Annotated in this window: 11 protein-coding genes; 7 read left to right on the top strand and 4 right to left on the bottom strand. The window is 50.2% G+C overall.

Going from position 1 to position 13,356, the window contains the following annotated elements; translation table 11 throughout:
• Positions 1 to 9: 9 nt before the first annotated feature.
• Positions 10 to 744, bottom strand: coding sequence for a DUF1538 domain-containing protein (locus tag C942_RS15670; RefSeq protein WP_007467396.1), 735 nt, complete (start codon positions 742 to 744; stop codon positions 10 to 12).
• Between the two features lie 299 nt (positions 745 to 1,043).
• On the opposite strand from C942_RS15670, the gene C942_RS15665 reads away from it, so the two are divergent.
• A complete protein-coding gene (locus tag C942_RS15665) occupies positions 1,044 to 1,937 on the top strand; it encodes a TIGR01777 family oxidoreductase (protein ID WP_036800533.1) in 894 nt (297 codons plus the stop codon).
• A gap of 59 nt (positions 1,938 to 1,996) precedes the next feature.
• Here the strand turns inward: C942_RS15665 and C942_RS15660 are convergent, their stop codons facing one another.
• Positions 1,997 to 4,450, bottom strand: a complete 2,454-nt coding sequence (locus C942_RS15660; RefSeq protein ID WP_007467386.1) for an ABC transporter permease — start codon at positions 4,448 to 4,450, stop codon at positions 1,997 to 1,999.
• On the bottom strand, positions 4,447 to 5,121 hold the full coding sequence (locus tag C942_RS15655) for an ABC transporter ATP-binding protein (protein ID WP_007467384.1): 675 nt from the start codon (positions 5,119 to 5,121) through the stop codon (positions 4,447 to 4,449). Before C942_RS15655 ends, C942_RS15660 begins: the two co-directional genes overlap by 4 nt.
• On the opposite strand from C942_RS15655, the gene tesA reads away from it, so the two are divergent.
• The 4 genes from tesA to C942_RS15635 all read left to right on the top strand — a co-directional run bounded on the left by tesA (position 5,120) and on the right by C942_RS15635 (position 8,601).
• The gene (gene tesA / locus C942_RS15650) at positions 5,120 to 5,719 is read left to right on the top strand and encodes a multifunctional acyl-CoA thioesterase I/protease I/lysophospholipase L1 (protein WP_036800515.1); all 600 of its coding nucleotides are present in this window, start codon (positions 5,120 to 5,122) and stop codon (positions 5,717 to 5,719) included. The genes C942_RS15655 and tesA overlap by 2 nt on opposite strands.
• A gap of 132 nt (positions 5,720 to 5,851) precedes the next feature.
• Entirely contained in the window at positions 5,852 to 6,130 is a 279-nt protein-coding gene (locus tag C942_RS15645) for a hypothetical protein (protein ID WP_007467379.1), read from the top strand.
• A gap of 221 nt (positions 6,131 to 6,351) precedes the next feature.
• Entirely contained in the window at positions 6,352 to 7,179 is an 828-nt protein-coding gene (locus C942_RS15640) for an SDR family oxidoreductase (protein ID WP_007467378.1), read from the top strand.
• Between the two features lie 567 nt (positions 7,180 to 7,746).
• Positions 7,747 to 8,601: a co-chaperone YbbN gene (locus C942_RS15635; protein WP_007467377.1), complete on the top strand. Its 855-nt coding sequence runs from the start codon at positions 7,747 to 7,749 to the stop codon at positions 8,599 to 8,601.
• 63 nt (positions 8,602 to 8,664) lie between these two features.
• Here C942_RS15635 and cueR read toward each other — a convergent pair whose 3' ends face one another.
• Entirely contained in the window at positions 8,665 to 9,075 is a 411-nt protein-coding gene (cueR, locus tag C942_RS15630) for a Cu(I)-responsive transcriptional regulator (RefSeq protein WP_007467376.1), read from the bottom strand.
• 195 nt (positions 9,076 to 9,270) lie between these two features.
• Here cueR and C942_RS15625 point away from each other — a divergent pair, with 195 nt between their 5' ends.
• Positions 9,271 to 12,207: a copper-translocating P-type ATPase gene (locus tag C942_RS15625; RefSeq protein ID WP_007467375.1), complete on the top strand. Its 2,937-nt coding sequence runs from the start codon at positions 9,271 to 9,273 to the stop codon at positions 12,205 to 12,207.
• Positions 12,208 to 12,360: 153 nt separating this feature from the next.
• Entirely contained in the window at positions 12,361 to 13,236 is an 876-nt protein-coding gene (locus C942_RS15620; RefSeq protein ID WP_007467372.1) for a TraB/GumN family protein, read from the top strand.
• The last annotated feature ends 120 nt before the right edge of the window (positions 13,237 to 13,356 follow it).

Here is a 13,356-nt window from a genome sequence, read left to right as displayed (position 1 = left end):
GTCCTTCAATTAATGCACCAACATGCCGTATCCCATAACAAAAATCATCGGAGTCAGCGAGGCAAAGGCAATCAGGCCAAAGCCGTCGATCATCGGATTACGTCCTTTAATTGATGAAGCCAACCCGACCCCGAGCGCAGTCACCAATGGTACTGTGATAGTCGAGGTGGTAACCCCGCCAGAATCATAAGCAATCCCGACAATGCTCGGCGGTGCAAACCAGGTCATCACCATCACCAACACATAACCACTGATAATCATCCAATGGATCGGCCAGCCTCTGATTATTCGAATCACCCCGAGCATAATCGCTATTCCAACTGACAGGGCAACCGTCAACCGCAACCCTCCAGCGTAATCATCCATCACCTCGAAGTTTTCTTCGATCAAGCCGCCCTCAGCGGCGACTTCAGCCGCTTCTGCCGCCACCGCAGTCAGCGCCGGCTCAGCAATGGTTGTTCCGAATCCCAGGCAAAATGCGAAAATAAGTAACCAAACCAGGCTGCCTTTACTGGCAAATGAACGAGCCATGGATTCGCCGATAGGAAACAGCCCCATTTCCAGGCCAAATATAAAAAACGTCAGACCGGTTACGACCAATACCAAACCAAGCAGAATGGAACCCAAAGCAGGCAAAGGCTGCTGCAATACCACCAGCTGAAAAAAAGCAATCACCACAATAATGGGCAGCAAATCGCGCAGACTGCTTAACATTGCTTTTAGCATTGCCACCACGCCCTTCATGCTGCCTCCTGCACTGCATTCATTCCCTTACAATTAAGGTAGTAGTCATTTACATTCATAAACACTATTTTTGTTCAAGGCGAGATACCAAACACATTATTTCTGTATCGTGCAATCTTGCCCGAATTCATCATCCTGAGAACTCGTATCCGGCTCTCAAATTTTCTTTTCTCTTGAGCAAACTGAACAGCAATGCGTTGATTAGGCTATGATTATGTGAATCGTTTATAATTGTTTTAATACTCTGATTAAGTACATTACTTCAGCTTTAACCACGGAAAGTAAGGACTATGGACGGCATGAATATTTTGGTAACCGGTGGTACCGGACTTATCGGCAAAGCACTTCTCGGCCATTTCTGCCACGATCACGTTACCGTTCTCAGCCGCAATCCCAACCGCGCTTACCAGCGTCTCGGCCATCACATCAACGTCATCAGCGATTTAGATCAGTTAAATGATTTAAATGACATCGACGTAGTGATCAACCTGGCCGGTGAGCCGATAGTGAACAAACGTTGGAGCGACCGCCAAAAAGACATCATCTGCAAGAGCCGCTGGGAAGTTACCCGTAAACTGGTAGACAAGATCAAAGCCAGCAGTAATCCGCCTCACACTTTTATCAGCGGTTCAGCCGTTGGTATTTACGGAGATCAAAAGGCAAACTGCATTGATGAAAACTGCGAAACTGACGCGGATGATTTTGCCCATATGGTTTGCCAGAAATGGGAAGAAGCAGCACTGGAAGCTCAGTCAGATAAAACCCGTGTCTGCCTGCTCAGAACCGGGATTGTACTGGCTAAACACGGCGGAGCGCTGGCGCGGATGCTGCCAGCTTACCAGCTTGGGCTGGGGGGGCCGATTGGTGACGGCAAACAGTATTTTCCGTGGATCCATATCCACGATATGGTGAAAGGTATTCTGTTCCTGCTTAAACATCCGGAAACTCAGGGCGTCTATAACTTTACCGCCCCAAACCCGGTGACGAACAAGGAGTTCAGCCAGACCCTGGCTCGGGTGCTGCGCCGCCCGCACATAATAAAAACCCCGGCCTGGGTACTAAAAGCGGCGATGGGTGAGTCTGCTACCTTGTTGCTCGACAGCCAGCGAGCCATCCCGACCCGTTTACAGCAAGAAGGTTTCCACTTCTGCTTCCCAAACCTGGAACACGCACTGCGAGAGACGTTGGGCTAAGAGCGATAAGCGAGAAGAAAAATTCCCCTTTCCTCTCGCTTCACAAACATTAAAACTCGCTATCCCCTTAACGGCAGCAATAGCTGCCGGATCATTGAACGAATAATGATCACCACCAGCAGTAAAGACAGCAAAGGCACAACCAGCCACAAGGCTGGATGCCATTGCAGCGGTAACTCAAAGCCCCACTTCACCAAAGCGGCCACGACCGCCTCAGCACCGGCGGCTGCCATTATGCCGGCAATCAAAGCCATAATGCCGTACTCACTCCACACAGTAGCAGAAATCCGCTGACGGCTGGCTCCCAGAGTCCGATACAGTTTTAGCTCTTCCTTACGCTGAGACAAACTAAGCCGCAGCAATGTCAGCACCAGCAATAAACCACTACTGACACCCAGTGCCGCCAGCACAGACAACGATAGCGACACCTGCTGCAATATTCCCTGAATTCGCTCAGCCATAATCCGCAAGTCCAGCAGAGTAACGGTCGGGAAATCACGGCCGAGCTGGTTCACCAGTGCATTCTGTTCGGCCTCTATCCGATAACTCACCAGCCAGGTCGCAGGCAGTTCAGCCATAACATCCGGAGTAAAGATAAAGTAAAAGTTCGGCCGCATATTACGCCACTCGACCTGACGAATACTGGTAACTGTCGCGCTGAAAGGCTGACTGTTAACGTTGAAAGTCAGCTCATCACCTAAACCTATACCCAGCCGATCCGCAATGCCGGATTCCACCGAAACGCCGCCCTGAGAGTGCCACTCGCCTTCCAACAACACATTGTGAACAGGCATAGTCTTGCGCCAGGTAAAATTCAGCTCACGCCTGAGTGACTCATCACTCAGCTCACCGGAGGCTTTCTTCGCCTCAACATCCTGTCGGTTTATCGCCGTCAGGCGGCCACGAACCACAGGGTAGCTGTCAGAGCGAACAACCTGGTTACGGTCCAGTTCACGGATATAGGCCTCTTGCAGCTCCGGACTGATATTCAGGGCGAAAACATTAGGCGCATTTGCAGGCAGCGTCTGTTGCCAGTCGGCCAGCAAATCAGTTCTGAGCAACCAGATAACCGCCAGCAACATCAACGAGCTGGTGAGCGCCGCCAACTGAGCTCCGGTTGCCATCGGGCTACGACCAATCCGGCTTAATGCTAATCTGACCGCTGCGCCCCACTTACCGCGCCGCAGCAAAGCAACAAACAACAGTCCGAATATAGCCAGCACCACCAACAGAACCGCGAGACCGGCCAGTGTCAGCCACATCAGAGTATTACTTCCAAACCAGAACAGCGCAGTCACTACCGGCACCAAAATGAGCACATAACCGCGCCGCTTCACCGGCCAGTCCACCTGCTGTTGGATCACAGAAATAGCCGGCGCATCTACCAGTCGAAGAAGAGAAATACCGACTCCGGGGATGGCAACCAACAAAGCAACCAAGAGGCTAACAGCGAAAGGTGTCACACCAATCCCCGGCAAAGGATCCGGCAGCGCATCAGACAAAGGCAGGCGCAGCAAGAATTCCAGTCCCCATCCCAGTGACAAACCGGCAACTGCCGCAATACCAAACAACATCATCAGCTGCCTTGATAACCAGCGCCACAACCAGGCTTTTCCAGCCCCTAAGCTTTTCATCATGGCGACAGTTTCAATTCGGGTGGAAGTATAGTGCAGGCAGGTCAGCACCAGTGTGGCCGTTGCCATCAGGATCACCAGAATCAGTGTTAGGGATAAATACTGCCTTGCCCGCTCAATCAAATCACCGGTTCGGCCCTGCGACGTTTCACTAATCCAACGCTGACCAGGTTCAAGTGTTATCCCCTGCTGCAACTGAGCCAACTTCTCGTCCGGGCCAACAAAATACGCCCGGAACTGTACCCTACTGCCGGGTTGAACAGCCCCGGTTCTGTCCAGATCGTCACTATGGATCAAGACAGCAGGCATCTGACTGAAAGGATTAAAAGACAGCTCAGGCTCCTGAACGATCCGCCCGCTGACCTTCAGTTCAGCATCACCAATCGAAACGACATCGCCTGGCTCGACTTCCAACAGAGAAAACAGGCGTTCAGCCAGCCAAAGCTCTCCCGGACGTACCTGATGCTGAACATCTTCACCTTTTTTGAGTATCAACTCGCCGCGCAGCGGAAAGTCACTCTCAACCGCCTTGGCACTAACCAGTTGCATCTGTTGCTCACTAAAGGCCATCGTACCGAAGCGCGTCTGTTGAGAGACCGTCAGCCCCTGCGTCCTTGCCTGTTCAAGCACAGCATCATCGATAGGGTTCGGTGATCGAAACACCAGATCAGCCGCAATCATCGATCGCCCCTGATCCACCATGATCTTTTCAACCCTGACCACCAGCGACGACAGGGCAAACACACAGCCGATAATCAGGGTCAACGCAACTGCCACTGGCCACAGCTGCCCGTGCCATAATTCTCGCCAGCACCACTTCAGCAACAGTGAAGGTTTGCCGGGCAGAGTCAGCTGGCTGGTTTCACTCATTTCCGTCATGCCGCCTCCACACATCCACCCTGAATCCGAAGTACCCGATCACAGCGATCAGCCAGCTGTGGGTCATGAGTCACCAACACCAGGGTCGTACCATGCTCACGGTTAAGCGCAAATAACAAATCAATCACAGTTGCGGCCGTATGCTGATCCAAATTTCCTGTTGGCTCATCAGCAAACAGTACTCGTGGCCGAGTCATAAAAGCCCGTGCCAACGCTACCCGTTGCTGCTCACCGCCGGAAAGCTGAGCCGGTAAGTGAGTCTCCCTGCCCGCAAGACCAACCTGATGCAACAACTCAGCGGCGCGTAGCTCATCCCCTTCTTCATCTTTAATAATCGATGGCAGCATTACGTTTTCCAGCGCACTGAGCGAGGGAATTAACAAAAAACTCTGGAAGACAAACCCAATCGCATCGCTACGAAGTGCAGCTCTGGCCTCATCATCCAACCGGGACAACGACTGTCCGAGCAACTCAATCTCACCACTACTCGGGGTATCCAAACCGGCCAACAAGGTCATCAACGTGGATTTCCCGGCACCGGATACCCCGACCAGCGCAATTGCTTCTCCCTGCTCGACCTCAAGGGAAACATCCTGCAGAATGGTGAGAGACGATGTTGCTGTCGTCACCTGTTTGGATACTGATGAAGCCTTAATTACGGATGTTGACATGATGCGATTCCTTTCCGTTGTCCTGTTGGTGTTTTTTTCATTCAGCGCCTACTGCAATACGCTGTTAGTGGTCGGTGATAGCCTCAGTGCCGGTTACCGAATGCCTGCCGAGAAGAGCTGGCCGGTGCTGATGGAGTCTGTCCTGGAACAAAAAGGCCATTACATCACAGTGGTCAATGCCAGCATCTCAGGGGATACCACGGGAAATGGCCTTGCCCGCTTGCCTAAATTATTACAACAACATAAACCAGATTACGTCATTATTGAGCTGGGAGCGAATGACGGGCTACGCGGTTTTCCTCCTTCAACTATACGCAAGAATCTCAGTCAGATGATCACTCAGGTACAGGAACAAGGCGGCAAAGCCATGCTGGTACAAATCCGCGTCCCGCCGAATTACGGCAAGCGGTACAGTGACGTTTTCAGCAATATCTATCCTCAACTAAGCCAGAAATACGATGCCCCGCTGCTGCCTTTCTTCCTGGAAGAAATTATTCTCAGACAGGAATGGATGATGGAAGACGGATTGCATCCCAAGCCAGATGCCCAGCCCTGGATTGCGGAATTTATGGTGAGTGAGTTGATGCCACACCTGTAACGGAGCCTTCCGGCCTAGGGGTTACTACAGGCTTAACACTTCATCCTAAAGTTGTATTTTTTTGTCTTCAGGAGGATAAAAAAACAAACATTGGCTAAGCTTCAACCTGTCAGAGAACAGGAGTGAGTGCTTATGTTAAAGGGATATACTATTAAGTTCGCCGCTATATCAGCCCTGCTGGCTCTTGCCGGTTGTGAATCTACTTACAATAATACCTATAAGCTCTATCAGGACTACCGTCTGCAAACAAACAATAAGGCTTATGCTATTGGTACCAACAAAATTGCCGGAGCCTCATGGGGAGCGCGCAATACCAGAGAAGCGGCAGAACTGGCTATCCAAACCTGTGAGGACTTAGGCGGTGTGAACTGCAGCATTGTTGATATCAACGGCTCTTCACTTTCAAGATAGTCAATCACCCCTTCCCTAAAGCGATATAACATTCCCCCTGAGAGAGCAGTTTGAGTACCCGCTGCTCTCTTTTTACATTTCTTATTCCTTCCACAACTTTTCCGGCAAAACAGGAACTAACAGAGAATAAAGCGTATCCTGTTTGCCATAAGAGCGGTCAATTAAGTACATTCAGTTAATCCCAACTAAAAAAGCAATCAGGAATCACTTAAGGAACAAGAATGAAAGAATCCATCCTGATCACCGGATGCAGCAGTGGTATCGGGCGTTACTGTGCCGAACAACTTCATAAAGCAGGCTACAACGTAGTTGCCAGCTGCCGCCGTCACGAAGATGTTGAAGCCCTCAGGCAACAGGGGCTCAATTGCGTACAACTGGATCTGGACGATACCACTTCAATTCACCAAGGACTGCAAGAATGCCTGGCTATTACCAGAGGTCGACTTGATGTTTTGTTCAATAATGCCGCCTACGGCCAACCCGGCGCTCTGGAAGACTTACCGACTGACGCCCTGCGCCAGCAGTTTGAAACCAACCTGTTCGGCTGGCATGAACTGACTCAGGCTGTTATTCCGATTATGTTGCAGCAAGGCAGCGGCAAAATCGTACAAAACAGTTCAGTACTCGGCCTCGTTGCCATGAAATACCGCGGAGCCTACAACGCCAGTAAATTTGCTCTGGAGGGTTATACCGACACTCTACGACTTGAACTTGACGATACCCCTGTTCATATCAGCCTGATCGAACCCGGCCCTATCGAAAGTCACTTCCGGGCCAATGCCAAAAGCAAATTTGAACAGCATATCGACCTGAATGCTTCCCGCCATCAGACCAGCTACCGTAAAACACTGGAAAGGCTCGGTAAGTCGTCACCATCGAGTAAGTTTACCCTGCCACCAGAAGCCGTACTCAAACCGCTACTCAATATCCTTGATAGCCAGCGGCCTAAGCCCCGCTATTATGTCACCCAGCCAACCTATATTTTTGGCTTCCTACGCCGTCTGCTGCCAACACGAAAACTGGATATGTTACTCAGTAAAAGTACCTGACTCGCTCTCCCTCAATCAGCAATGTATTAAGACCGGCTCGGAAAATAACAGCTGCACAGATTGAGGGAGTTCTTACAAATACATTCAAAATCAGCCACCTAACAGAGGTCCTCCATTATTATCATCTGGCGCTTAACGACAAAAAAGCAAAAAAACACTGCCTGACAATCACATTTAGGACTGTTAGAACACAAAAAACTCCCTGTTGCGCCTTAAAAGTAATAATTTCCACCAAAAAAGAAAGAAACGTCATATTTGTGTCACACAATCAGGTTAATTTAAAAGGGTAAATTGAAGGGGAGCCCAGAAATCCCCCCCATTACAGTTACTCATCCGATTGCTGAAACTAACATCCAAAGGTGTGGTTATGACGTTGCGCCAAATCAACATTCTCTGTGTCTGTGTGACACTTGCCCTGATGCTGACAATGCAAAATTAAAAAGGAGAGCCTGGCTCTCCTTTTTTCTATCTCCCTGTTTTATGACTCTAACTTCACTTTCCCCCTTGATTTCCATCGATAACCCCCCATAACTATTAGCAAAGACTGATTAAGTGAAGAGCAGCAACATGTATGAGAAACTAGCAATCGAACTTAACGAGCAAAACCTGCAACAAGTTATCGAAACCTCCATGCAGACCCCGGTGGTGATCAGCTTCTGGGCACCATCCATGCCTGAAACTATCGAGGTAAATAACACGCTGGAAAAAATAGCTGCGGAGTATCAGGGACAACTGGTACTGGCCACCCTGGACTGTGAAACTCAGCAGATGGTTGCAGCCCAGTTCGGTGTTCGCGGCTTACCAACAGTTGCGCTGTTCAAAAACGGTCAACCGGCTGACGGTGCCGCCGGCCCGCAAACCGAAGAAAGCCTTCGTGAAATGCTGACCAAACACCTGCCAAGCCAGGAAGAGCTGAAACTAAAAGAAGCTCTTGCACTGGTAGACAGCCAGCAACACAACCAGGCACTGCCAATCCTGCGTGAACTGGCCGCTAAATTTGAACAAAACAGCATCATCAACTTAGCTATCGCTGAATGTCTGATTGAAACAGCTCAGTTTGATGAAGCAGAGCCACTGCTGGATAGCATCCCAATGCAGGATCAGGACGCTAAATACAAAGGGCTGATGGCTAAGCTGGAACTGCATAAACAAGCGGGCAATTCACCAGAAATCCAGTTGTTGGAACAACAGCTACAGGCAGATCCGGCCAACACCGATGTAGCTTACGAGCTAGCCGTGCAGTACAGCCAGGTAAACCGCCCTCAGGATGCGTTGGAGCTGTTGATTAGCATTCTGCGTAAAGATATGAACTTTGCCGACGGCAATGCCAAAAAGACCATGATGGATATCTTGTCTGCACTTGGCCAAGGCAATGCGGTTGCCAGCCAGTACCGTCGTCAACTGTACTCTTTGCTGTACTGATTCATCAAATACTAAATCAGGTTCAGCCCCCATCAGAAAAGCCGCGATATTCTCGCGGCTTTTTTACTCTTTTCCATTCTGATTGGCGTGGCGGCACAAACCTTCAATAATCGGGCAACGTGCGCTGTCATCCCCCGGACACTGAACCGTCAATGCCTCAAGGGTTGTCTTCATCTCCATCAGCTCAGCAATCTTGTGATCAATTTCAGCCAACTTCTGCTCGGCCTTGGCTTTCACATCCGCACTCTTCCTTTGCGGATCGCGTGAAAAATCTAGCAGCTCCCGACATTCATCCAGATTAAATCCCACCAGACGCGAGCGGCGGATCAGCAACAGCTCATCAATATTAGTCTGGCTGTAGTAACGGTAGCCATTCGAGGAACGGGAAGGCGGCGTAATCACACTTTTATCCTCGTAGAAACGGATTGTTTTGGCAGTCAGGCCGGTCAGCCTGGCAACTTCACTGATGTTCACTATTCATCCTTACAGTTTCTGGAAGGTTATAGAGTTATTATTTCTCTATTGATGACAAAAACACAACCGAAAATCTTACTGAAACAATTTCATTGACATTCCACTTGATGGAAGGTTTATCCTCATGCCATCGTTATAAAAAGACTGCCTGGACAGTCAATCAAGCGCTATTGTTTGATAGCTAAGGTGAAACAAATGGCTGAGTACATTCTCCCGCTCAGCAAAGTTCGCTGCATGAATTGTGCGGGAAAAATCAAAGCATCCTTATCTGCCCTGCCCGGTATTGAGTCGGTAGACGTTGATACCCGACAAGCGGTTGTTCGCGGGGAAACGACACTCCCTCCTCTACTGCAGGCCGTTACCGACCTCGGCTATGAAGCCGGATATCACCACTCGCTGGGATTAAGCGGTTTGTCGTGCTGTAAGTGTGTCAAGAAAGTCGAAACCGAGCTAGCCGCTCATCCGGCAATAGCTGATTTCAGCGTCAGCAAAACCCATTTGTCGGTCACAGGTACTCTTCCCGAGACAGAGCTGATCAGCATTATCGAAAAACTGGGGTTTCAGGTTGTCGATGACAATACCGTCATTCTGGCACTAAGCGGCCTCAATTGTGGCAAGTGCGTCGCTAAAGTCGAAAAAGCACTGAATGAAAATCCGCAAATATCCAAATTCAATGTCAGTAAAACCCGTGCCGAAATCAAATCAGCGGTAGATGCAGATGGCCTAATTTCGCTCATCAATGATCTGGGATTCTCAGCAAAACTGACTGACAGCTCAAAACCTGAAAACAGCACAGCAGAAACAGAGTCCATATTGACGCCTGAAGCCACTCCGCAAACCGCAGCGGAATCAACGCCGATTGGCAACTTGGCTAACACTAGTGAGAGGCAAAGTAAAAGTGACGAGACAGTTCAATTGCTGCTGTCAGGAATGACTTGCGCCAGCTGTGTCGCCTCCGTCGAAAAAGCCATTATCGCAGTACCTGGTGTCAGCCATGCCAACGTCAATCTTGCAGAAAGAACAGCTCTGGTAAGCGGTCATGCGCCAGTCGAGAGCGTCATTTCAGCCATTACTGATGCCGGCTATGGTGCGAAACAGAGTGAAGATGAACAAACCCGCCGCCAAAAACAGCAACAGCAGAATGAACAAAACTTCCGCCAACATGTCCGCAATGCCGTTATCGCTCTGGCTGTCGGTATTCCAATGATGGCATGGGGTGTTTTCGGCGGCAGTATGATGATTGACTCAACTGCCAGCCAGATCGGCTGGGGATTGGTCGGGCTGATTACTTTTGCTCTGCTATGCACTATCGGCCGTCATTTTTACATCAATAGCTGGAAAGCCTTTAAACATCACCGCGCGACGATGGACACGCTGGTGGCTTTAGGTACTGGTGCAGCCTGGCTTTATTCGATGATGGTAGTGCTGCTGCCGGATCTCTTCCCCGATCAGGCCCGCCATGTCTATTTTGAAGCATCGGTGATGATCCTCGGGCTTATCACTCTGGGGCACGCTCTGGAAGCTCGAGCCCGGAGCAGGACATCCAAAGCACTCGAACAACTGATCGACCTGCAACCACAAACTGCCATTATCGTCAGCGACGACACAGAACGCGAAGTACCGCTGGCCGAAGTCAAAGTCGGTATGCTGCTGCGCCTGCATCCGGGAGCCAAAGTCCCAGTTGATGGTCGTATTGAACAAGGTCAGAGCTACCTGGATGAGTCCATGCTGACCGGTGAACCGCTGCCGGCGAACAAGCAGCCCGGCGACAAACTTCATGCCGGAACCATTAACCAGAACGGCAGCCTGCTGTTCCGCGCCGAACAAATCGGCAACGATACTATGCTGGCACGAATCATCAGCCTGGTTCGTCAGGCACAAAGCAGTAAGCCGGCATTGGCACAAATGGCAGATACCATCTCAGCCATTTTCGTTCCTGCCGTGATGATTATCGCTATCCTTACTGCCATGATCTGGTATTACGTCGGGCCTGAGCCATCCTCTATCTACATGCTGGTAACGGCAACCACAGTGCTGATCATTGCCTGTCCTTGTGCACTTGGACTGGCAACACCGATGTCTGTAACTGTCGGAGTCGGCCGCGCCGCAGAATACGGGGTGCTAATCCGCAATGCAGAAGCGATGCAGGTTGCCGCCGACGTAGATACTGTCGTACTGGATAAAACAGGTACCCTGACTGAAGGGAAACCAAAAGTCATTGATTGCCGGAGCTACAGTGAAATAAGCAGTGAGCAACTGCTTACTCTTGCAGCCAGCCTGGAACAAGGCTCCGAACACCCGCTGGCTCGCGCTATTATCACTGCAGCGGAAGAAACGTCCCTTCCGCTAGTGCCACAATCAGAGTTCAAAGCCTTACCCGGCTATGGTGTACAAGGCAAGGTAAGCGGTCACAAACTTCTGCTCGGTAATACAAAGTTGATGGCTAAACACGACATTGATATTTCAGCAGCCAAAGAAGATGCCAAAGTCATTGCCAGCCAAGGAGCGACTCCGATCTATGTTGCTGTGGATAATCAATTGACCGGACTGATGGGGATCAGTGATCCACTCAGAACTGATTCAATAGCAGCAATTAAACGCCTGAAGAAAATGCGACTTGAAGTAGTAATGCTGACAGGTGATACCGAGATCACCGCCAAAGCCATCGCCAAACAAGCCGGTATTGATACCGTAATTGCCGGAGTACTGCCGGATGGTAAAGCGGCTAAGATAGCGGAGCTCCAACAGCAAGGTAAACGCGTAGCCATGGTCGGTGATGGCATCAACGATGCGCCAGCGTTAGCTCAGGCCGAAGTCGGGATCGCCATGGGCAGCGGCAGTGATGTTGCCATTGAAAGTGCCCAGCTGACTCTGATCCGCCACTCACTTAATGGCGTGGCTGATGCGCTTGAGCTGTCTTCAGCGACTCTGAAAAACATGAAGCAAAACCTGTTCGGAGCGTTTATTTATAACAGCCTGGGTATCCCCGTGGCAGCAGGGGTTCTGTTCCCGCTAACCGGCACCCTACTCAGTCCGGTTATCGCCGGAGCAGCGATGGCCCTGTCGTCCATTACCGTGGTCAGCAATGCCAACCGCCTGCGACTATTCACCCCAAATCACCAGGAGAAATAATATGGTTGCACTCATCGGCCTTGCCGCTATCGCCTTTATCATCTGGTGGTTCTGGCTACATCCGGAAACCAAAAGCTAAAGCCTGCCACCGTTAGCTATTCAAACAGATAACTGATATAACCTTGTCAGTTATCTGTTTTTTCCCGGTGTATCATGTTCAAATCACTGCTCACCAAAGCCCTGCTTCTCCTTCCTTTTGTCGCAGGCCAAGCACTTGCTGAACCTATGGTATGGCTGGCAAAAGATACCCAGCGACAATTTGTTCTTCTCGGTTCTATCCATGCAGGAGAACAAGACTTCTACCCTCTACCGCAGGCATTTCTGGACTACTGGCCAAAAGCTGACAGTCTGGTGGTCGAAGCCAATATCCTTAAGCCGGTTGATATTCAGCTCGACCGAACTATTCCTTCGGCTAATGCCCTACTGCAAGCCCAAGATAAAGAAACTCTGGCTGATATTGCCAAACAAACCGGACTGCCCTACCTTTCCCTGCTCCACAGCCCGCCATGGCTGGCAGCCGTTAATCTGCAAATGGCGATGGTTTCTGGTGTAGGCCTTAATCCGGAAAAAGGAGTCGATATCGTCCTTCTTAAACGGGCTGAGCAGCAAAAATTACCGGTACTTGAACTGGAAGGCGTCAAACAGCAACTGGCCGTGATGGAGGAACTGCCGGATCATGGTCAAGATATTCTGCTCTCAACCATTCGCGACTGGGACAAGATGCAATCGCAGCTCTCCTGCCTCATTTCCGCGTGGAAATCCGGTGATCACCAGCAACTCAACGAACTGTTTGAAGAAAGTCAGTATGGAGAAGCCACAGACGAAAAGCTGATTTTTGAGCGTAATCGTAACTGGGCACAACAACTAACCCAAAACCCGGATTACCGCAAAGGTACCTACTTGATTGTTGTAGGCGCGCTGCACCTATTTGGGGAGCAGGGATTACCTTCATTGCTGGAAAAAGAAGGGATGACAGTGACTTTGCTGACCAAAGGACAATCAGCGGCGTGTCAGTTGGCAAAAGAATAAAGAGTTGTAGAGGCTGAGCTCTGGATGCGCTACCAAACTGCACTATTTTCTTTCAAAAACACCAAAATGAAAAAAGCCAGCTCAATGAGCTGGCTTTCAAATAGTGGTCGGTGAAGAGGG

The organism is Photobacterium marinum (assembly GCF_000331515.1).
Taxonomy (GTDB): domain Bacteria; phylum Pseudomonadota; class Gammaproteobacteria; order Enterobacterales; family Vibrionaceae; genus Photobacterium; species Photobacterium marinum.
The sequence above is the reverse complement of the archived record's forward strand: the minus strand, read 5'-3'. Positions and strand labels throughout refer to the sequence as shown.

What these genes read in the sequence shown, in the direction of transcription:
- tesA (WP_036800515.1), top strand. Translation starts at nt 5,120, where the DNA reads ATGATGCGATTCCTTTCCGTTGTCCTGTTGGTGTTTTTTTCATTCAGC.
- C942_RS15620 (WP_007467372.1), top strand. Translation starts at nt 12,361, where the DNA reads ATGTTCAAATCACTGCTCACCAAAGCCCTGCTTCTCCTTCCTTTTGTC.
- C942_RS15640 (WP_007467378.1), top strand. Translation starts at nt 6,352, where the DNA reads ATGAAAGAATCCATCCTGATCACCGGATGCAGCAGTGGTATCGGGCGT.
- C942_RS15625 (WP_007467375.1), top strand. Translation starts at nt 9,271, where the DNA reads ATGGCTGAGTACATTCTCCCGCTCAGCAAAGTTCGCTGCATGAATTGT.
- C942_RS15670 (WP_007467396.1), bottom strand. Translation starts at nt 744, where the DNA reads ATGAAGGGCGTGGTGGCAATGCTAAAAGCAATGTTAAGCAGTCTGCGC.
- C942_RS15665 (WP_036800533.1), top strand. Translation starts at nt 1,044, where the DNA reads ATGAATATTTTGGTAACCGGTGGTACCGGACTTATCGGCAAAGCACTT.
- C942_RS15655 (WP_007467384.1), bottom strand. Translation starts at nt 5,121, where the DNA reads ATGTCAACATCCGTAATTAAGGCTTCATCAGTATCCAAACAGGTGACG.
- C942_RS15660 (WP_007467386.1), bottom strand. Translation starts at nt 4,450, where the DNA reads ATGACGGAAATGAGTGAAACCAGCCAGCTGACTCTGCCCGGCAAACCT.
- C942_RS15645 (WP_007467379.1), top strand. Translation starts at nt 5,852, where the DNA reads ATGTTAAAGGGATATACTATTAAGTTCGCCGCTATATCAGCCCTGCTG.
- C942_RS15635 (WP_007467377.1), top strand. Translation starts at nt 7,747, where the DNA reads ATGTATGAGAAACTAGCAATCGAACTTAACGAGCAAAACCTGCAACAA.